This window comes from Streptomyces misionensis (assembly GCF_007896895.1).
GTDB lineage: Bacteria > Actinomycetota > Actinomycetes > Streptomycetales > Streptomycetaceae > Streptomyces > Streptomyces misionensis_A.
In genome coordinates this window covers 29,366-49,143 of the sequence record NZ_VOGW01000058.1, presented here as the reverse complement: position 1 = coordinate 49,143, position 19,778 = coordinate 29,366, and the positions used below count along the sequence as shown (strand labels likewise).

The 19,778-nt window shown below is 67.9% G+C and carries 12 protein-coding genes and 3 rRNA genes; 7 read left to right on the top strand and 8 right to left on the bottom strand.

The window, feature by feature from the left end:
- The 5 genes from FRZ03_RS10700 to FRZ03_RS10680 all read left to right on the top strand — a co-directional run.
- A partial coding sequence (locus FRZ03_RS10700; protein ID WP_146464907.1) for a DUF8175 domain-containg protein occupies nt 1-721 on the top strand: 721 nt, incomplete at its 5' end.
- Complete coding sequence (locus FRZ03_RS10695) at nt 711-2,045, top strand: hypothetical protein (RefSeq protein ID WP_146464906.1); 1,335 nt, start codon at nt 711-713, stop codon at nt 2,043-2,045. The genes FRZ03_RS10700 and FRZ03_RS10695, both read left to right, overlap by 11 nt.
- On the top strand, nt 2,042-3,601 hold the full coding sequence (locus tag FRZ03_RS10690; protein ID WP_146464905.1) for an SCO6880 family protein: 1,560 nt from the start codon (nt 2,042-2,044) through the stop codon (nt 3,599-3,601). Before FRZ03_RS10695 ends, FRZ03_RS10690 begins: the two co-directional genes overlap by 4 nt.
- A 14-nt stretch (nt 3,602-3,615) precedes the next feature.
- Nucleotides 3,616-5,028 (top strand): ATP-binding protein, encoded by a 1,413-nt coding sequence (locus FRZ03_RS10685; protein WP_146464904.1) that lies wholly within the window; start codon nt 3,616-3,618, stop codon nt 5,026-5,028.
- Nucleotides 5,029-5,042: 14 nt separating this feature from the next.
- Nucleotides 5,043-6,599 (top strand): type IV secretory system conjugative DNA transfer family protein, encoded by a 1,557-nt coding sequence (locus tag FRZ03_RS10680; RefSeq protein ID WP_146464903.1) that lies wholly within the window; start codon nt 5,043-5,045, stop codon nt 6,597-6,599.
- A 60-nt stretch (nt 6,600-6,659) separates the two neighbouring features.
- Here the strand turns inward: FRZ03_RS10680 and FRZ03_RS10675 are convergent, their stop codons facing one another.
- Nucleotides 6,660-7,220: a GNAT family N-acetyltransferase gene (locus FRZ03_RS10675; RefSeq protein ID WP_186785347.1), complete on the bottom strand. Its 561-nt coding sequence runs from the start codon at nt 7,218-7,220 to the stop codon at nt 6,660-6,662.
- Nucleotides 7,221-7,273: 53 nt separating this feature from the next.
- Between FRZ03_RS10675 and FRZ03_RS10670 the strand changes: the two genes are divergently transcribed.
- A complete protein-coding gene (locus FRZ03_RS10670; RefSeq protein ID WP_146464902.1) occupies nt 7,274-7,822 on the top strand; it encodes a cysteine hydrolase family protein in 549 nt (182 codons plus the stop codon).
- A 77-nt stretch (nt 7,823-7,899) separates the two neighbouring features.
- On the opposite strand, the gene rrf is transcribed toward FRZ03_RS10670, so the two are convergent.
- From rrf to FRZ03_RS10645, 4 genes are all read right to left on the bottom strand, one after another.
- Nucleotides 7,900-8,016, bottom strand: a 5S ribosomal RNA gene (gene rrf / locus FRZ03_RS10665).
- Nucleotides 8,017-8,088: 72 nt separating this feature from the next.
- Nucleotides 8,089-11,207, bottom strand: a 23S ribosomal RNA gene (locus FRZ03_RS10660).
- A gap of 305 nt (nt 11,208-11,512) precedes the next feature.
- Nucleotides 11,513-13,037 (bottom strand): 16S ribosomal RNA (locus FRZ03_RS10655).
- The 16S, 23S and 5S rRNA genes sit together here, the layout of an rRNA operon.
- A 650-nt stretch (nt 13,038-13,687) precedes the next feature.
- A complete protein-coding gene (locus FRZ03_RS10645) occupies nt 13,688-14,236 on the bottom strand; it encodes a MarR family winged helix-turn-helix transcriptional regulator (protein WP_146464901.1) in 549 nt (182 codons plus the stop codon).
- Nucleotides 14,237-14,346: 110 nt separating this feature from the next.
- On the opposite strand from FRZ03_RS10645, the gene FRZ03_RS10640 reads away from it, so the two are divergent.
- On the top strand, nt 14,347-15,633 hold the full coding sequence (locus FRZ03_RS10640) for an MDR family MFS transporter (RefSeq protein ID WP_261398854.1): 1,287 nt from the start codon (nt 14,347-14,349) through the stop codon (nt 15,631-15,633).
- A gap of 74 nt (nt 15,634-15,707) precedes the next feature.
- Here FRZ03_RS10640 and FRZ03_RS10635 read toward each other — a convergent pair whose 3' ends face one another.
- The 3 genes from FRZ03_RS10635 to FRZ03_RS10625 form a co-directional block, all read right to left on the bottom strand.
- Nucleotides 15,708-16,508 carry a class I SAM-dependent methyltransferase gene (locus FRZ03_RS10635; RefSeq protein WP_146464899.1) on the bottom strand — a complete coding sequence of 267 codons (801 nt, stop codon included), beginning with the start codon at nt 16,506-16,508 and terminating at the stop codon, nt 15,708-15,710.
- A gap of 53 nt (nt 16,509-16,561) precedes the next feature.
- Complete coding sequence (locus tag FRZ03_RS10630) at nt 16,562-18,205, bottom strand: ATP-binding SpoIIE family protein phosphatase (protein WP_146464898.1); 1,644 nt, start codon at nt 18,203-18,205, stop codon at nt 16,562-16,564.
- 132 nt (nt 18,206-18,337) lie between these two features.
- Nucleotides 18,338-19,717 (bottom strand): NAD(P)/FAD-dependent oxidoreductase, encoded by a 1,380-nt coding sequence (locus tag FRZ03_RS10625; protein WP_146464897.1) that lies wholly within the window; start codon nt 19,715-19,717, stop codon nt 18,338-18,340.
- Between the last annotated feature and the right edge of the window lie 61 nt (nt 19,718-19,778).

The following is a 19,778-nucleotide window of genomic DNA, read 5'->3' as shown; positions in this document are numbered from 1 at the left end:
CTCCTCCTCCCGGGGCCTGATCACGGTCGTCGGCGTCGTCGTCCTCCTGATCGCAGCCATCGCATTCGCGAACCGGGGGGACCATTCGTCCGCCGACAGCTCGACGACCAAGGGGCCGCAGCCCCACACGGCGCCCACCGACGCCACTGGCACGCGTCCGGTGGGGACGAAGACCGGCGGCATTCCCTCGGGCTTCGCGCACACCGAGCAGGGGGCGCAGAGCGCGGCGGTGAACTACGCGGTGGCGCTGGGGTCGGCGGACATGTTCAACACCACGAGGCGGCACGAGATCGTGAACACGGTCTACGCCCCGGATGTCGCGGCCGCCCGGCTGTCGGCCACGGACAACGCGTACTCCAGCCCGGAGTTCCTCGCCAACATCGGCCTGGCCAAGGACGGCAGCGCGCCGGCAGGTCAGTTGTTCGTCTCCCGGGTCATTCCCGCGGGCACCAAGGTGGTCGCGGCGGAGGCGGACAAGGCCACGGTCGAGGTCTGGTACACCACACTTTTCGGACTTTCGGGCAACACCTCCAAGAACCCGGTGACGGAGAGCTGGTACACCGCGACGTACATGCTGAAGTGGGTCGACAACGACTGGAAGATCTCGAGCGACCGGCAGAAGGACGGCCCCGTGCCCGTGGGCCGTGATCAGAGGGCTTCCACCGCCGACGACATGACGAAGGCCGTCGAGGAGTACGGAGGGTTCACCTATGCCCGCTAACCACCGCGGCCTCAAGATCGCAGCGGTTCTCGGCACGGTGCAGACGGCCACACTGCTGCTCGCGACGCGTGCCGTCGCCGCTCCCTCGCCGTCTCCCACTCCGTCCCCCACGACGAGCAGTGACGCCTGTGCACTGATCCATGACGCCGCCAAGGAACTGTGCGAGAGGAACACCGGTTCCAAGGGCTCGTCCGGCTCCACCGACGCTCCGCTCGGCGACAGTCTCGATCCCTTGTCCTCGCTGGCCAAGGGCTGCGCCGACGCCGCCGCCTGGACCGTCAAGAAGCTCAGTTCCGCGGTCAAGGACACCGCCAACGTCGACTTCACCAACGAGAAGTTCCTGCAGCAGTACGCCATCGTCTTCGCCGCCTCCACGATCCTGACGCTGCTGCTGTGGCTGCTCGCCGTCGCCAAGCGCGCGGTGCGCGGCGTGCCGCTGACCACCGCCATCTCGGAGGCCGTCGGGTTCCTGTGGCTGACGGTGATGGCGTCGGCGTTCACGCCGCTGATCCTCTACACCGTCGTCTCCGCCACGGACAGCGTCACGGACGTCCTGGCGAAAGCCACCGGCGACCAGGCCGACACGTTCTTCGGCACCTTCTCCGGCGCCCTGAGCAAGGGCACCGACATCGGCGGCGGCCCCATCATGCTGATCGTCGTCTCCCTGGTCAGCATCCTCGCCGCCGGCGTCCTCTGGCTGGAGCTCGTCATCCGCGCCGCCCTCCTCTACGTCGGCGCCCTCCTCGGCACCGTCGTCTACGCGGGCCTCGTGGACAAGAACCTGTGGGGACACGTCCGCCGCTGGGCCGGGATCATGATCGCCGTGATCCTGGTCAAACCGGTGATCGTGATCGTGCTCGGCCTCGCCGGCGCGCTCTCCTCCGGCAACGGCCCCGACGCCTTCTCCGCCGTCGTCTCCGGCCTCGCCATCATCCTGCTCGCCATCTTCGCCAGCGCCGCGATCTACCGCTTCGTCCCCGGCTTCGGCGACGAGATCGCCAGCGGCCGCAACAACCGCATCATGCAGAGCGCCGAGAGCAAGGCCGCCGCCGTGATCAGCTCCCCCGCCACCCTCGTCGCGCAGGGCATCAAGACCCACAGCTCCCGCGCCGACAGCAACGGCGGAGCCCAGAGCGGCGGCACCAGCACGCCCCGCCCGGCCAACCCCGTCTCCGGCGGCGTCGCGGCCCACAGCGGCCGTACCTCCGGCGGAAGCGGCGGAGCCGTCCCCTCCGCCGCCCCCGCGCCCCGGGCCGCCAGCCCGGTCAACACCCCGCACGCAGGCAACACCCGCAACAACCGCACGGGAGGTGAAGGGCGTTGACGACCGAGTCCCACCTGTCCCATCCGATCACGCCCCGCCGTACGTATCTCATCGGCCGCGCCCGGCCCAACGCGATCATCGGCCGCAACCGCGAGTCCGGCGAGATCGCGCTGATCGTCGTGGGCGCGTTCCTCGGCATGATGTGCGGCCTCCTCATCCCGAGCCTGCCCCTGCGGATCGTCCTCCTGACGGGCTTCCCGCTGCTCGCGCTCGCCGCGGTCTACGTGCCGTACAAGCGCCGCACCTTCTACAAGTGGTTCGAGATCAACCGCAGCTACAAGCGCACCCTCAAGCGCGGCGCCACCTACCGCTCGGGCGCCATGGAGGCCGGCACCCGCCTGGACGGCGCCGAGGTCGAGGTCGGCCCGCCCCCGGGCATCGGCCGCATCAGCTGGCTCGCCGCCCCCTTCGGGCCCGACGAGATCGCCGTACTGCTGCACGCCGACCGCAAGACCGTCACCGCCGCCATCGAGATCGAGGGCCCCGGCGTCGGCCTGCGCGACTCCGAGGACCAGGAGGCCCTGGTCGACCGGTTCGGCACCCTGCTCAAGCACGTCGCCAACGGAGACGGCTTCGTCACCCGCATCCAGATGCTCGCCCGCACCCTGCCCGCCGACCCCGACGCCCACGCCAAGGACGTCGCCCAGCGCGGCGACGGGCGCGCCCCCGAGTGGCTCCAGCGGTCCTACGACCAGCTCCAGTCCATGGTGTCCACCAGCAGCGAGCAGCACCGCGCCTACCTCGTCGCCTGCATGCACTACAGCCGCGAACTCGCCGCCGAGGCCCAGGCGATGGCCCGCGCCGCCCGCCCCCAGTCCGGCCGCAAGCTGGACCGCGACGCCGGCCTCGCCGTCGTCATGGCCCGCGAGCTCACCGACATCTGCTCCCGCCTCCAGGAAGCCGACATCCGCGTCCGCCAGCCCCTCGGCCAGGGCCGGCTCGCCTCCCTGATCCACTCCATGTACGACCCGGACCACCCCATCGACCACATCCAGGCGATGACCCGTCGCAACGCCTGGCCGGCCGAACTGGACGCCACGGAACCCACGTTCCTCCAGGCCAAGACCCGCGAGTCCACCACCCGCGCCCCCTGGTGCCACGCCACCGCCTGGGTCAAGGAGTGGCCCATGACCCCGGTCGGCGTGAACTTCCTGGCGCCCCTGCTCGTCCACACCCCGGACGTCATCCGCACCGTCGCGGTCACGATGGACCTCGAACCCACCGAGGTCGCCATCGAACGCATGCTCACCGAGAAGACCAACGACGAGGCCGAGGCCTCCCGCGCCGCCAAGATGAACCGCACCGTCGACCCCCGCGACCTGGCCGCGCACAACCGCCTCGACCAGCGCGGCGAGGACCTCGCCAGCGGCGCCGCCGGCGTCAACCTCGTCGGCTACATCACCGTCTCCGCCCGTACCCCGGAGTCCCTCGCCCGCGACAAGCGCACGATCAGGGCGTCCGCCGGAAAGTCGTACCTCAAGCTGGAGTGGTGCGACCGGGAGCACCACCGTGCCTTCGTGAACACACTTCCTTTCGCCACCGGCATCCGAAGGTAGGGGCTGATTCGCCGATGCGGGATCCGCTGTCCGTCCTCACCGAGGCCTTCACCTCCTTCCTCTTCGGAAAGGTGGAGACGACCCGGCTGCCGGTGCGCACCTCCACGGGCCAGGCCCAGGCGGTCTACCTGCCCACGGCCGCGCCGGGCCTCGGCGACTCCGGCGTCATCATCGGCCGCGAGGTCTACTCCGGGAAGGGGTACATCTACGACCCCTTCCAGCTGTACGGCCAGCAGCTCCCGGCCCCCCACTGGCTGGTCCTCGGCGAGTCCGGCAACGGCAAGTCGGCGCTGGAGAAGACGTACGTCCTGCGCCAGCTGCGGTTCCGCGACCGCCAGGTCGTCGTCCTGGACGCGCAGGGCGAGGACGGGGTCGGCGAGTGGAACCTCATCGCCGAGGAGCTGGGCATAACGCCGATCCGGCTGGACCCCACGGCCGCCCTGAACCACGGCATCCGCCTCAACCCGCTGGACCCGGCGATCACCACCACCGGCCAGCTGGCGCTGCTGCGCACCATCATCGAGGTGGCGATGGGCCACGGCCTGGACGAGCGCTCCGGCTTCGCCCTCAAGGTCGCCCACTCCTTCGTCAACGAGACCATCGTGGACCGCCAGCCGGTCCTCACCGACATCGTGGAGCGGCTGCGGCACCCCGAGCCGGAGTCGGCCGAGGCGATGAACGTCGCCCTGGACGACGTACGGGCCTGGGGCCTGGACGTCGCCCTGGTCCTCGACCGCCTCGTCGACGGCGACCTGCGCGGCATGTTCGACGGCCCCACCACGGTCGGCATCGACCTCGACGCCCCGCTGATCGTCTTCGACCTCTCGCACATCGACCGCAACTCCATCGCCATGCCCATCCTGATGGCGATCGTCGGCGTGTGGCTGGAGCACACCTGGATCCGCCCCGACCGCAAGAAGCGGATCTTCCTGGTCGAAGAGGCCTGGCACATCATCAACAGCCCGTTCGTGGCCCAGCTGTTCCAGCGCCTGCTGAAGTTCGGCCGACGCCTCGGTCTGTCCTTCGTGGCGGTCGTCCACCACCTCTCCGACGTGGTGGACGGCGCGGCCGCGAAGGAGGCGGCGGCGATCCTGAAGATGGCCTCGACCAGGACGATCTACGCCCAGAAGGCCGACGAGGCCCGGGCGACGGGCCGCGTCCTGGGGCTGCCCCGCTGGGCGGTGGAGATCATCCCGACGCTGACCCCCGGCATCGCGGTCTGGGACGTCAACGGCAATGTCCAGGTGGTCAAGCACCTGATCACCGAGACCGAACGGCCGCTGGTCTTCACCGACCGCGCGATGACCGAGTCCTCCAGCGACTTCGAGGCCGACGACGCCCTGCGCGCCGCCGAGCTGGAGGCCGAGCAGCGGGCGGCGGCCTTCGTGGAGCAGCACCTGGGCGACTCCGAGTCCACGGTGGCGTAGGGAGGTACGGACGGGTGAGACCGGACGCTCGCGAACCCGGGGAGAACCGGCGGCAGGGCCAGGGCGGCATCCCGGACGGGCTGCTGCTCGGCATCCTCGGCTTCCTCCTCGGCATCACCGTGCTGGTGTGGACGGCCAGCGGCCTGGCCGCGCTCTTCGCCAAGGGCTCCTGGCCCGCGGGCGTCGCCTTCGCCCACACCCCCGTGGCCATGCGCCACCTCCTCGGCCGGCCGCACGACCTCGCCGGCGCCTGGCCCGGCGCCCCCGCGTCCCAGCTGCCCGGCTGGGGCCTGTTCTGGGGCCTGTTCATCGCCCAGCTGATGGTCCTGTTCGTTCTCACCGTGTTCGTGCTGGGGACGGTGGCACGCTGGCGGGCGGGCAGGGCACGGGCCCGGGCGGCGAAGCACGCACCGACGCCGGAGCCAGGGCCAGGGCCACCACCTGAACCGGCCCCGGTGGCAGCGGTGGCCCCGGTGGCCCCGGTACCGGTGGAGGCACCGCCGCGGTACGAGGTGCCGGTGCAGCGGCACGAGATGCCCGCACCGCAGCCCACCGCTCCGGCGCCGGAGCCGGAGCCGGAGCCGGAGCCGCCGGCCGGCCTCCCGGCCGACGGCGGACGCGTGGGCGGGCGGGAGAAGATCCTCATCGCGCCCGCGGAGACCCGCCGGACGACCGCCGCCCAGGCCGTACGGGACGCGGACGGCCCCCTCCTCGTCGTCACCTCCGACCCCGAACTGTGGGCGGAGACCAAGGACGCCCGCGCCAAACTGGGTCCCGTCCTGCTCTACGACCCCGTCCACCGCTGCGACACCCCGGCCCGCCTCCACTGGTCGCCCACGGCCGGCTGCGAGGACAAGCAGACCGCCCTGAACCGCGCGACCGCGCTCCTCGCCCCCGTGCGGCCCACCGCGCGCATCGACCAGGCGGTCGCGGACACGGCGACCACCCTCCTGCGCAGTTGTCTGCACGCCGCCGCCCTGGAGAACCGCACCATCCGCCACGTCCACCGCTGGGCCCAGGGCACCCAGGTGCAGGACGCCGTCCGCATCCTGCGCACCCATCCCAAGGCCGCCGCGGGCGCCGCGGGCGAGCTGGAGGCCGCGCTCACCGCGCACCCGGAACGCCGGGACATCGCCCAGGAGTTGACCGGCCGGGCACTCGCCGCCCTGTCGACGGTCAACGTCCGTGAGGCATGCACCCCCAACCGAAGTGATGCGCTCGCCTTGGATTCCTTTGCCCATGAAGGGGGCACGCTTTACGTAGTGGGTGAATCCATCGAGGACCCCAGGAGCACGCCGGGCGCGATGCCCCTTCTGACGGCCCTCGTCTCCAGCGTGGTCGAGCGCGGCCGGCGCATGGCCGAACGGTCATCCTCCGGTCGGCTCGACCCACCACTCGCCCTGGTCCTGGACGACATCGCCGCCGTGGCCCCGCTCCCCCAGCTCCCGGACCTGCTGGCCACCGGCGCGGAACAGGGCCTGCCCACGCTCGCCCTGCTCCGCTCCCGCGAACAGGCCCGCGCCCGCTGGCCCCACCGGGAACTGCCCGGACTGCCGGGGCTCCCCGTCTAGTGCTGCGACCGGAAAGGCTCACCGGCTCGCCACGTCAGACCTTTCCGGCCACGGCACTAGTCACCGCTCCAGGACGAACTCCAGCTCGTTCTGCGCCGCGTCCTTGACGAACGGCACCACCAGCCCGCTCGGCCCGAAGCCGGCCTTGCGGTAGGCGCCCTGCGCACGGGAGTTGTCCTCGTGCACCAGCAGCCGCACCCGCTCGGCGCCGCGCCGCCACGCCCAGTCCACACCCGCGTCCAGCAGGGACTTGATCAGCCCGTTGCCCCGGTGCTCGGGCCGCACGTACACGCCGACGACATGCCCCTGCCGGCGCTCGATCGTGTACCCGGCCCAGTCCTCGGTGCCCGGTTCCTCCATCAGTACGGTCAGCGACCCGGCCCACGACCCGTCCGGCACCTCGGCGATGAACTGCTGGGCCGTCAGCGAGCCCTCGCCCGAGCCGGCCGCCCGGTCCTGCCAGAAGAGATCGGCCTTCGCCGCGGCCTCCTCGTACCCCTCCAGAAAGGCGAGCGGCGCGGCCGGATCGCGTAGCGCGTCGAGCCGCAGCCCCTTCACCTTCTGCCACTCCTCGGGCCGTATGGCGCGTACGACGTAATCACCGCTGGAAAGCCTGTTCATGACCGTCACCGTAGTGCTGCGGGGCGCCCTCGGCACCCCATAAAGTGGCCGCCATGACCACCCTTCACGAACGACCGCACACCGCTTTGCTGGTGATCGACGTCCAGAACGGCGTCGTCACCGGCGCACCCGGGCTGGCCGACGTCCTCGAGAACATCAACACTCTGGTCGACCAGGCCCGTACGGCGGAGGTCCCGGTGGTGTGGGTGCAGCAACAGGACGAGGAGCTGGTGCCGGGCACCGAGGCCTGGGAGTACGTCCCGGAGCTGAAGCGTCTCGACAGCGAGCCGCTGGTCGCCAAGGCCTACCCGGACTCCTTCGAGGAGACCGAACTGGAGTCCGTGCTGGCGGCGCACGGAGTGGGCCGGCTGCTGGTCACCGGCGCCCAGACCGACTGCTGCATCCGCTCCACGCTGCACGGCGGCCTGGTCCGCGGCTACGACACGACGCTGGTCGCCGACGCCCACACCACGGAGGACCTCACCGCGTACGGCGCCCCGTCGCCGGAGCAGGTGATCGCGCACACCAATCTGTACTGGGGCAACCAGAGCGCTCCGGGCCGCACGGCCGGGACGGTACGGACGGCGGACGTCAGCTTCTGACGCCGCGAGTAATTGAATTGGGCCTGAAACGCGGAAAACCCCCGCACCAACGGTGCGGGGGTTCTCCCTCAAAAATTGTTCGGCGGCGTCCTACTCTCCCACAGGGTCCCCCCTGCAGTACCATCGGCGCTGTGAGGCTTAGCTTCCGGGTTCGGAATGTAACCGGGCGTTTCCCTCACGCTATAACCACCGAAACACTATGAAACTGACAACCAGCACAATGGTTGTTCGTGGTTTCAGAACCAACACAGTGGACGCGAGCAACTGAGGACAAGCCCTCGGCCTATTAGTACCGGTCACCTCCACCAGTTACCTGGCTTCCAGATCCGGCCTATCAACCCAGTCGTCTACTGGGAGCCTTACCCCATCAAGTGGGTGGGAGTCCTCATCTCGAAGCAGGCTTCCCGCTTAGATGCTTTCAGCGGTTATCCCTCCCGAACGTAGCCAACCAGCCATGCCCTTGGCAGAACAACTGGCACACCAGAGGTTCGTCCGTCCCGGTCCTCTCGTACTAGGGACAGCCCTTCTCAAGACTCCTACGCGCACAGCGGATAGGGACCGAACTGTCTCACGACGTTCTAAACCCAGCTCGCGTACCGCTTTAATGGGCGAACAGCCCAACCCTTGGGACCGACTCCAGCCCCAGGATGCGACGAGCCGACATCGAGGTGCCAAACCATCCCGTCGATATGGACTCTTGGGGAAGATCAGCCTGTTATCCCCGGGGTACCTTTTATCCGTTGAGCGACGGCGCTTCCACAAGCCACCGCCGGATCACTAGTCCCGACTTTCGTCCCTGCTCGACCCGTCGGTCTCACAGTCAAGCTCCCTTGTGCACTTACACTCAACACCTGATTGCCAACCAGGCTGAGGGAACCTTTGGGCGCCTCCGTTACCCTTTAGGAGGCAACCGCCCCAGTTAAACTACCCATCAGACACTGTCCCTGATCCGGATCACGGACCCAGGTTAGACATCCAGCACGACCAGACTGGTATTTCAACGACGACTCCACAACCACTGGCGTGGCCGCTTCAAAGTCTCCCAGCTATCCTACACAAGCCGAACCGAACACCAATATCAAACTGTAGTAAAGGTCCCGGGGTCTTTCCGTCCTGCTGCGCGAAACGAGCATCTTTACTCGTAGTGCAATTTCACCGGGCCTATGGTTGAGACAGTCGAGAAGTCGTTACGCCATTCGTGCAGGTCGGAACTTACCCGACAAGGAATTTCGCTACCTTAGGATGGTTATAGTTACCACCGCCGTTTACTGGCGCTTAAGTTCTCAGCTTCGCCCCACCGAAGTGAAGCTAACCGGTCCCCTTAACGTTCCAGCACCGGGCAGGCGTCAGTCCGTATACATCGCCTTACGGCTTCGCACGGACCTGTGTTTTTAGTAAACAGTCGCTTCTCGCTGGTCTCTGCGGCCACCCCCAGCTCAGACCGTAAAGATCATCACCAGGTGTGGCCCCCCTTCTCCCGAAGTTACGGGGGCATTTTGCCGAGTTCCTTAACCATAGTTCACCCGAACGCCTCGGTATTCTCTACCTGACCACCTGAGTCGGTTTAGGGTACGGGCCGCCATGAAACTCGCTAGAGGCTTTTCTCGACAGCATAGGATCATCCACTTCACCACAATCGGCTCGGCATCAGGTCTCACCCTGCATGAGTGGCGGATTTACCTACCACTCGGGCTACACCCTTACCCCGGGACAACCACCGCCCGGGATGGACTACCTTCCTGCGTCACCCCATCACTCACCTACTAACCGCTTGGTTCAGCGGCTCCACCACTCCCCTTTGCCCGAAGGCTCCAGGGCGGCTTCACGGCCTTAGCATCACGATGCTCGATGTTTGACGCTTCACAGCGGGTACCGGAATATCAACCGGTTATCCATCGACTACGCCTGTCGGCCTCGCCTTAGGTCCCGACTTACCCTGGGCAGATCAGCTTGACCCAGGAACCCTTAGTCAATCGGCGCACACGTTTCTCACGTGTGAATCGCTACTCATGCCTGCATTCTCACTCGTCAACCGTCCACAACTACCTTCCGGTGCTGCTTCACCCGGCAGACGACGCTCCCCTACCCATCACAGCAGGCGTTGGCCCTTATGCTGCAATGACACGACTTCGGCGGTACGCTTGAGCCCCGCTACATTGTCGGCGCGGAATCACTAGACCAGTGAGCTATTACGCACTCTTTCAAGGGTGGCTGCTTCTAAGCCAACCTCCTGGTTGTCTGTGCGACTCCACATCCTTTCCCACTTAGCGTACGCTTAGGGGCCTTAGTCGATGCTCTGGGCTGTTTCCCTCTCGACCATGGAGCTTATCCCCCACAGTCTCACTGCCGCGCTCTCACTTACCGGCATTCGGAGTTTGGCTAAGGTCAGTAACCCGGTAGGGCCCATCGCCTATCCAGTGCTCTACCTCCGGCAAGAAACACACGACGCTGCACCTAAATGCATTTCGGGGAGAACCAGCTATCACGGAGTTTGATTGGCCTTTCACCCCTAACCACAGGTCATCCCCCAGGTTTTCAACCCTGGTGGGTTCGGTCCTCCACGAAGTCTTACCTCCGCTTCAACCTGCCCATGGCTAGATCACTCCGCTTCGGGTCTTGAGCGTGCTACTGAGTCGCCCTATTCGGACTCGCTTTCGCTACGGCTTCCCCACCCGGGTTAACCTCGCAACACACCGCAAACTCGCAGGCTCATTCTTCAAAAGGCACGCAGTCACGAGAAGCACCAAAGTGCTTCCGACGCTCCCACGGCTTGTAGGCACACGGTTTCAGGTACTATTTCACTCCCCTCCCGGGGTACTTTTCACCATTCCCTCACGGTACTATCCGCTATCGGTCACCAGGGAATATTTAGGCTTAGCGGGTGGTCCCGCCAGATTCACACGGGATTTCTCGGGCCCCGTGCTACTTGGGTGTCTCTCAAGCAAGCCGCTGACATTTCGACTACGGGGGTCTTACCCTCTACGCCGGACCTTTCGCATGTCCTTCGTCTACATCAACGGTTTCTGACTCGCCCTACGGCCGGCAGACCGCAGAAGAGAGATCCCACAACCCCGCACACGCAACCCCTGCCGGGTCTCACACGCATACGGTTTGGCCTCATCCGGTTTCGCTCGCCACTACTCCCGGAATCACGGTTGTTTTCTCTTCCTGAGGGTACTGAGATGTTTCACTTCCCCTCGTTCCCTCCACTTGCCCTATGTGTTCAGGCAAGGGTGACAGCCCATGACGACTGCCGGGTTTCCCCATTCGGAAACCCCCGGATCAAAGCCTGGTTGACGACTCCCCGGGGACTATCGCGGCCTCCCACGTCCTTCATCGGTTCCTGGTGCCAAGGCATCCACCGTGCGCCCTTAAAAACTTGGCCACAGATGCTCGCGTCCACTGTGCAGTTCTCAAACAACGACCAGCCACCCATCACCCCGAACCCAAAGGTCCGAGTGCACTGGGGCCGGCGACTGAGGAGAAGTTCATTCCCTCAGACACCCAACAGCGTGCCCGACACGACCAGCCAACCAGATCAGCGTTCCACGCCCCGAAGAGCAGTACTAGCGCCTGGTCCATCCTGGACCGTGCCGAGTAGTCAACGTTCCACCCATGAGCAACCAGCATCAGACATTCGCTGATGTACTGGCCTCTGACCGGGCAAGCCCGGTAAGAAGTGCTCCTTAGAAAGGAGGTGATCCAGCCGCACCTTCCGGTACGGCTACCTTGTTACGACTTCGTCCCAATCGCCAGTCCCACCTTCGACAGCTCCCTCCCACAAGGGGTTGGGCCACCGGCTTCGGGTGTTACCGACTTTCGTGACGTGACGGGCGGTGTGTACAAGGCCCGGGAACGTATTCACCGCAGCAATGCTGATCTGCGATTACTAGCGACTCCGACTTCATGGGGTCGAGTTGCAGACCCCAATCCGAACTGAGACCGGCTTTTTGAGATTCGCTCCACCTCACGGTATCGCAGCTCATTGTACCGGCCATTGTAGCACGTGTGCAGCCCAAGACATAAGGGGCATGATGACTTGACGTCGTCCCCACCTTCCTCCGAGTTGACCCCGGCGGTCTCCCGTGAGTCCCCAGCACCACAAGGGCCTGCTGGCAACACGGGACAAGGGTTGCGCTCGTTGCGGGACTTAACCCAACATCTCACGACACGAGCTGACGACAGCCATGCACCACCTGTACACCGACCACAAGGGGGGCACTATCTCTAATGCTTTCCGGTGTATGTCAAGCCTTGGTAAGGTTCTTCGCGTTGCGTCGAATTAAGCCACATGCTCCGCCGCTTGTGCGGGCCCCCGTCAATTCCTTTGAGTTTTAGCCTTGCGGCCGTACTCCCCAGGCGGGGCACTTAATGCGTTAGCTGCGGCACGGACAACGTGGAATGTTGCCCACACCTAGTGCCCACCGTTTACGGCGTGGACTACCAGGGTATCTAATCCTGTTCGCTCCCCACGCTTTCGCTCCTCAGCGTCAGTATCGGCCCAGAGATCCGCCTTCGCCACCGGTGTTCCTCCTGATATCTGCGCATTTCACCGCTACACCAGGAATTCCGATCTCCCCTACCGAACTCTAGCCTGCCCGTATCGACTGCAGACCCGGGGTTAAGCCCCGGGCTTTCACAACCGACGTGACAAGCCGCCTACGAGCTCTTTACGCCCAATAATTCCGGACAACGCTTGCGCCCTACGTATTACCGCGGCTGCTGGCACGTAGTTAGCCGGCGCTTCTTCTGCAGGTACCGTCACTTTCGCTTCTTCCCTGCTGAAAGAGGTTTACAACCCGAAGGCCGTCATCCCTCACGCGGCGTCGCTGCATCAGGCTTTCGCCCATTGTGCAATATTCCCCACTGCTGCCTCCCGTAGGAGTCTGGGCCGTGTCTCAGTCCCAGTGTGGCCGGTCGCCCTCTCAGGCCGGCTACCCGTCGTCGCCTTGGTGAGCCATTACCTCACCAACAAGCTGATAGGCCGCGGGCTCATCCTGCACCGCCGGAGCTTTACACCATCAAGGATGCCCAAGATGGTCATATCCGGTATTAGACCCCGTTTCCAGGGCTTGTCCCAGAGTGCAGGGCAGATTGCCCACGTGTTACTCACCCGTTCGCCACTAATCCACCCCGAAGGGCTTCATCGTTCGACTTGCATGTGTTAAGCACGCCGCCAGCGTTCGTCCTGAGCCAGGATCAAACTCTCCGTGAATGTTTACTCGGCCGAAAAACATTTCAGCCGGTGACACATCACGAGAGCGGAACGACCGGAGGAATAGTCCGATCGTTCACAGCGTCCTCGCTGTGTTTTTTCAAAGGAACCTCGACCATCGGTGATCCGATGGACGGGGTATCAACATATCTGGCGTTGACTTTTGGCACGCTGTTGAGTTCTCAAGGAACGGTCGCTTCCTTTGTACTCACCCTCTCGGGCTTTCCTCCGGGCGCTTCCCTTCGGTGTTTCCGACTCTATCAGATCTTTTCTCGATCCGATTTCCTCGGTGCTTTCCAGGTTCCCGCTTCCGCGTTTCCCTTTCCGGCGGTTCCGACTCTATCAGATCCTTTCGGCGTCTGACTCCCAGTCAGGGGGGCTTTGTCTTCCCGACCGTTGGGCCGTTCCGACGTCTCAAACCTTAGCGGATCCTCCCGGCGATTCCCAATCGGGCCGCCGAGTCCCTATTCGAATTGAATTCGGGCACGCCGAAATCAACCCGGGTGGGAGATCGTGCTGATGGTGTGAGGGGTGCCGCTCGAAGCGGCTGAGTGCCACCGCGGAGACATGACGGCTCTGCGGCAACCCGAAGAACTTTACGGAACGGGCAGAGGCGTGTCAACAACCCCTGTCAAGATCTTTTCTGCCGCTCAGTCGAGGTCGCTGAGCCGGCCGCCGGCGTCCGGCTGGGCGTGCTCGACCCGGCGCAGCAGCGTCGTGAGGACCTCACCGAGGACCGAGCGCTCGGCCGGGGAGAGGTCCTGGAGCAGGTCCTCCTCGAAGACGGTCGCGAGGCGCATCGCCTCCAGCCACTTCTCACGGCCCTCGGGGGTCAGCTCGATGATGACGCGGACCCGGTTGGACTCGTCGCGCTCCCGGGTGACCAGCCCCTCGGAGACCATGCGGTCGATCCGGTGGGTCATCGCGGCCGGGGTGAGGCCGAGGCGCTTGGCGAGGTCGCTGGGGCCCATCCGGTACGGGGCGCCGGAGAGGACCAGCGCCTTGAGCACCTCCCACTCGGCGTTGCTGATGCCGAGGGCGGCGGTCTGGCGGCCGTAGGCCACGTTCATCCGGCGGTTGAGCCGCGACAGGGCCGACACGATCTTCTCGACCTGGGGGTCGAGGTCCTGGAATTCGCGCTGGTAGGCGGCGATCTGTTCTTCGAGGGTCGGCTCCGTGACGCCGGCTGTGTCGGCCATGGGCCGAGTATGGCACGCGACCGCTTTGCCTTGAAGTCCTTCACTGTGTACTCTTTAGCTTCGAACTTTAGCTTTGAAGTCTTCACTCCTAACTAGTGAGAGAGGTGAACGTGACCAGGGCGATGGGCGCAGCGATGCGCCGGATCCACGTGGGCAACGCACTCAGCGCGTTCGGGCTCGGCTTCACGGTCCCCTACCTGTACGTCTATGTGGCGCAGGTGCGGGGCCTGGGGGCCATGACGGCGGGTCTCGTGCTCGCCGTCTTCGCCGTGGCCGCGCTGATCGTGCTGCCGTTCGCCGGCCGGGCGATCGTGCGGCGCGGCCCGCTGCCGGTCCTGCTCGCCGCCCTGGTCACCGCCGCGCTCGGCGCGCTCGGCCTGGGGCTGGCGGCCAGTGCCTGGGCGGTGCTGCCGGCGGCCGCGGTGCTCGGTGCCGGACAGGCCGTGATGCAGCCGGCGCTGGCCACGATGATCGTGGACTGCTCCGGCCCCGACACCCGCTCGCGGGCGTTCGCCATGCAGTTCTTCCTCCAGAACCTGGGCCTCGGCATCGGCGGCCTCATCGGCGGTCACCTGGTCGACACCACGCGCGTCTGGTCGTTCACCCTGCTCTTCGCGATCGAGGCGGCGATGTTCCTGCTGCTGGTCGCGGTGATGGCGACGGTGCGGATGCCGCGCTCGCCGCGCCTGGAGGAGGCGCCCGCGACGTCGAAGGGCAGCTGGAAGCGGCTGCTCGGCAACCGGGCGATGGTGCAGCTGTGCGTGCTGGGCTTCGTGATCTTCTTCGCCTGTTACGGGCAGTTCGAGTCGGGCCTCAGCGCGTACGGCGTGGAGGCCGCCGGGATATCCACCTCCACGCTGGGCACGGCGCTGGCCGCGAACACCCTGATGATCGTGGTCGCCCAGTTCGCGGTGCTGCGGTTCGTGGAGCGCGCCCGGCGCACCCGGGTGATCGCCCTGGTGGGCGTCGTCTGGGCGGTGGCCTGGCTCGCCGCCGGGTACGCGGGGCTGGGCCACGGCAGCCAGGAGATGGCCACGGCCGCCTTCGTGTCGACGTACGCGCTGTTCGGTCTGGGCGAGGCGATGCTGTCGCCGACGGTCGCCCCGCTGGTCGCGGATCTGGCGCCGGAGGGGATGGCCGGTCAGTACAACTCGGCGTTCGCCCTGGTCAAGCAGCTGGCGCTGGCCATCGGTCCGGCGGTGGGCGGCCCGCTGGCGGCCTCGCTGCACGCGCCGTACATCGTGACGTTCGTGCTGTTCTCGCTGGGCATCACGTATCTGGCGCTGCGGCTCGGGCGGCGGCTCACCCCGGTGCAGAACCAGCCGTGGCAGGCGCGTGCCAGCCGGGTGGTCAGCCGGGGCGGGGCGCCCGCGGAGCCGGTCTCCGCGGAGGCCTGAGCCGTGCGGGCTCCGCGCTGACGGGACATGACGGCCGTCGCCTTCGGGCGGCGGCCGTTTTCGCGTGCCGGGGGTCAGCGGACCGCGGTGACCAGCAGCGAGGTGAAGGGGACGGTCGCCGTTCCGTCGGGGGCGGTGCGGTCGGCGAGCTGTTCGCGGACCAGTTCGCCGGCCCGGGTGACGGCCTCCTCGCCGCCGGCCTCACGGAGCATGCCGCCCCAGAGGGTGTCGAGGTGCTCGCGGGCGTAACGGTCCAGCGGGGGCAGGGTGACGTCGAAGGTGACCTCGCGGTGGGCGGTGTCGCGGTAGCCGGCCGTGTGCAGGGCGGTGGTGAGCTGGTCGGCGGTGCGGGCGTAGGCGCGGGCGAGGTAAGGGAGCGCGTCGGGGGCGTACTTCTCCAGCGCGCGCTGCTCGGCGAGGAAGTAGGGCAGGCGTTCGACCGGGGCCCAGACGGTGGCGGCGAACCGGCCGCCGGGGCGGGTGACCCGGGCCGCCTCGACCAGGGCGGCGGTCAGGTCGGGGAAGAGCTGGGCGCCCTGCTGGCAGACGACGGCGTCGAAGGCGGCGGCGTCGTACGGGAGGCGGTCGGCGGGGGCCGCGGTGAAGTCGGTGTCCGGGCAGTGGGGCGACCGGTGCTCGCGGGCGACGCGGACCATGCCCTCGTCGATGTCGGCGCCGCGGATCCGGCCGGTGGGGCCGACCAGGGCGGCGGCCGCGCGGGCGGCGAAGCCGGTGCCGCACGCGAGGTCGAGCACGTCGTCACCGGGGCCGAGGCCCGCGGCGGCCAGCAGCTCGGCCACGAACGGCCGCATGATCGGCGCGCTGTGGGTCTCGTACGCCTCGGGCCCCTCGGTACTGCGGTGTATGTGTCCCATACATGTGCATTCAACACCCCGGATGGGTGCACAGGCCGACGACCGCCCGTCGTTCAGGGGCGTGGTCTCGGCAGGACGAACTCGCACCACACCGCCTTGCCGCCGCCCGGGGTGCGGCGGCAGCCCCAGGAGGAGGCGATGGTGGCGACGATGGCGATGCCCCGGCCCGACTCGTCGGCGGGTTCGGCGCGGCGGCGCCGGGGCAGGTGGTCGTCGCCGTCGGTGACCTCCACGATCAGCCGGCGGTCGGTGCGGCGGAGTCTGAGACGCATGGGCGGGGTGCCGTGCTGGAGGCTGTTGGCGACGAGTTCGCTGGTGGCGAGGACGCCGAGGTCGTGCAGTTCGGCGGGGAAGCGCCAGCTGGTGAGGACGCCGGAGGCGAAGGCGCGGGCGCGAGGGGCCGCCTCGACGCCGCCGAGGAGCTCCAGGGCCGCGTTGCGGAACAGCTCGCCGTCGGGGCCCGTGCGGGCCGGTTGCTGGAGGACCAGGACGGCCACGTCGTCGTCGTGGTCGGCGGTGACGCCGGCCGAGCGGACCAGGCGGTCGCAGACGACCTGGGGCGAGCCGGTGGCGCCGGCCAGGGCGCGTTCCAGGGCGGCGATGCCCTCGTCCAGGTCTTCGTCCCGGCGTTCGACCAGGCCGTCCGTGTAGAGGACGGCCGTGGAGCCGGGGCCCAGCGCGATGGAGCCGGAGGAGTGCATCCAGCCGCCGGTGCCGAGCGGCGGGCCGGTGGGTTCCTCGGTGCGGGAGACCGTGCCGTGCTCGTCGCGGACCAGGATCGGCAGGTGCCCCGCGGAGGCGTACACCAGCCGGCCCTCGTTGGGGTCGTGGACGGCGTAGGCGCAGGTGGCGATCTGGTTGGGGTCGATCTCGGTGGCGAGGCCGTCGAGCAGCTGGAGCACCTCGTGCGGGGGCAGGTCGAGGCGGGCGTAGGCGCGCACGGCCGTGCGCAGCTGGCCCATGACTGCGGCCGCGCGCACGCCCCGGCCCATCACGTCGCCGATGACGAGGGCGGTACGGCCGCCGCCGAGGGTGATCACGTCGTACCAGTCGCCGCCGACCGCGGCCTCGGTGCCGCCGGGCTGGTAGGTGGCGGCGATGCGCAGGTCGTCGGGTTGTTCGAGGTCCTGCGGGAGCAGGGAGCGCTGGAGGGTGACCGCGGTCTCGCGCTGGCGGCGTTCGCTGGCGCGCAGCCGTTCGGCGGCCTCGGCGTGGTCGGTGACGTCGGTGGCGAAGACCAGCACGCCGCCGTCGCGGTCGCCGTCCTCGGCGACGGGGGTGCAGGTGAAGGTGTACGAGCGGCCGTCCACCGCCCGGCGGGACTTCAGGGTGCGGGGCCGGCCGCTGCGCAGCACCTGGTCGAGGAGCGGGAGCAGGCCCAGTTCGGCGAGTTCGGGCAGGGCCTCGCGGGCGGGGGCGCCGGCCGGGCGGGGGCCGAAGGCCGTCGTGTAGGCGTCGTTGACGTAGCCGAGGCGGTGGTCGGGGCCGTGCACGAGCGCGACGAGGGCCGGGACGCGGTCCAGGACGTCGCGGGCGGGCAGCTCGTCGACGGCGGGCACCGGTCCGGTGCCGTCGGCGGGCTGTCCGGCGCGGGCCGCGGGCACGGAGCCTTCCCCCCGCCGGTCCGGGGTCTCGGTCCGCGCGGCGGCGCGGCGCTGCGTTCCGGGGAGCCGGGCGCTCCAGCGCGTGAAGTTCACTGTGGGGAAGGCCTCGTGGGTGCTAGGCGGGCGGGTGCCCGGCCGTTGTCGTCGGGCAGTCTGGCAGGGAGCGGGCCGCGGCGGGCGACATCCGTCAGACGGTGGGGCGAATGGTGGAGTTCCTGGACGCGGTCAGGACGACCCCTTCGGGTCGTCCGAGGGGTCGCGAGGATGCTTTCCCCCGGCCGCGAGTTCGAACTCCGCGCGCGGGTGTTCGAGTGAACCGAGCGAGACGATCTCCCGTTTGAACAGCCCGGAGAGCGTCCATTCGGCGAGCACGCGGGCCTTGCGGTTGACGGTGGGCACCCTGCTGAGGTGGTAGACGCGGTGCATGAACCAGGCAGGGTAGCCCTTCAGCCGGCGTCCGTAGACCTGGGCGACTCCCTTGTGGAACCCGAGGGAGGCGACCGAGCCGGCGTGCGCGTGCGCGTAGGTGTCCAGGGGCTCGCCACGCAGGGCGTGGACAAGGTTGTCACCGAGCACCCGCGCCTGGCGCAGGGCGTGCTGGGCGTTGGGGGCGGTGAGGGCGCCGGGTTCGGCGGCGGTGACGTCGGGGACGGCGGCGGCGTCGCCCGCGCCCCAGGCGTGCTCGGTGCCCTCGACGGTGAGCCGGGCGGTGCACCTGAGCCGGCCGCGGTCGGTGAGCGGCAGGTCGGTGGCGGCGAGCAGGGGGTGCGGTTTGACGCCCGCGGTCCAGACGACCGTACGGGTCGGGAAGCGCCGGCCGTCGCTGAGCACGGCGATCCGGTCCGCGCAGGATTCCAGGCGGGTGCCCAGCAGCACCTGGATGTTGCGGCGGCGCAGCTGGGTGACGGTGTAGCGGCCCAGGTCCGCGCCGACCTCGGGCAGGATGCGGTCGGTGGCCTCGACGAGGATCCACTTCATGTCCTCGGCGCGCACGTTGTGGTAGTAGCGGGCGGCGTACCGGGCCATGTCCTCCAGCTCGCCGAGGGCCTCCACGCCCGCGTAGCCGCCGCCGACGAAGACGAAGGTGAGGGCGGCGTCTCGGAGGGCGGGGTCGCGGGTGGAGGAGGCGATGTCCATCTGCTCGATGACGTGGTTGCGCAGCGCGATCGCCTCTTCGACGGTCTTGAAGCCGATGCCGTGCTCGGCGAGGCCGGGGATGGGCAGGGTGCGGGAGACCGAGCCGGGGGCGAGCACCAGTTCGTCGTAGTCGAGGAGTTCGGCGGCGCGGCCCTCGTCGGCGGTGGCGAGGGTGGTGACGGCGGCGGTGCGCACCGCGTGGTCGATGGAGACGGCCTCGCCGACGACGATGTGGCAGCGGTCCAGGACGCGGCGCAGCGGTACGACGACATGGCGCGGGGAGATGGAGCCCGCGGCCGCCTCGGGCAGGAACGGTTGGTACGTCATATAGGGGTCGGGAGTGACGACGGTGATCTCGACCTCACCGCGCCTGAGCTCGGCCTTCAGCTTCCGCTGGAGGCGCAGGGCCGTGTACATCCCGACGTAGCCGCCGCCGACAACCAGAATGCGCGCACGTTCCTTCACCATCCCATGACGCACCCGGCGCAGTGGTTTGTCCACAGCCCCGGCAATTTGTGTGACCGGCGGG

What these genes read in the sequence shown, in the direction of transcription:
- FRZ03_RS10635 (WP_146464899.1), bottom strand. Translation starts at nt 16,508, where the DNA reads ATGGGACACATACACCGCAGTACCGAGGGGCCCGAGGCGTACGAGACC.
- FRZ03_RS10695 (WP_146464906.1), top strand. Translation starts at nt 711, where the DNA reads ATGCCCGCTAACCACCGCGGCCTCAAGATCGCAGCGGTTCTCGGCACG.
- FRZ03_RS10645 (WP_146464901.1), bottom strand. Translation starts at nt 14,236, where the DNA reads ATGGCCGACACAGCCGGCGTCACGGAGCCGACCCTCGAAGAACAGATC.
- FRZ03_RS10685 (WP_146464904.1), top strand. Translation starts at nt 3,616, where the DNA reads ATGCGGGATCCGCTGTCCGTCCTCACCGAGGCCTTCACCTCCTTCCTC.
- FRZ03_RS10675 (WP_186785347.1), bottom strand. Translation starts at nt 7,220, where the DNA reads ATGAACAGGCTTTCCAGCGGTGATTACGTCGTACGCGCCATACGGCCC.
- FRZ03_RS10625 (WP_146464897.1), bottom strand. Translation starts at nt 19,717, where the DNA reads ATGGTGAAGGAACGTGCGCGCATTCTGGTTGTCGGCGGCGGCTACGTC.
- FRZ03_RS10670 (WP_146464902.1), top strand. Translation starts at nt 7,274, where the DNA reads ATGACCACCCTTCACGAACGACCGCACACCGCTTTGCTGGTGATCGAC.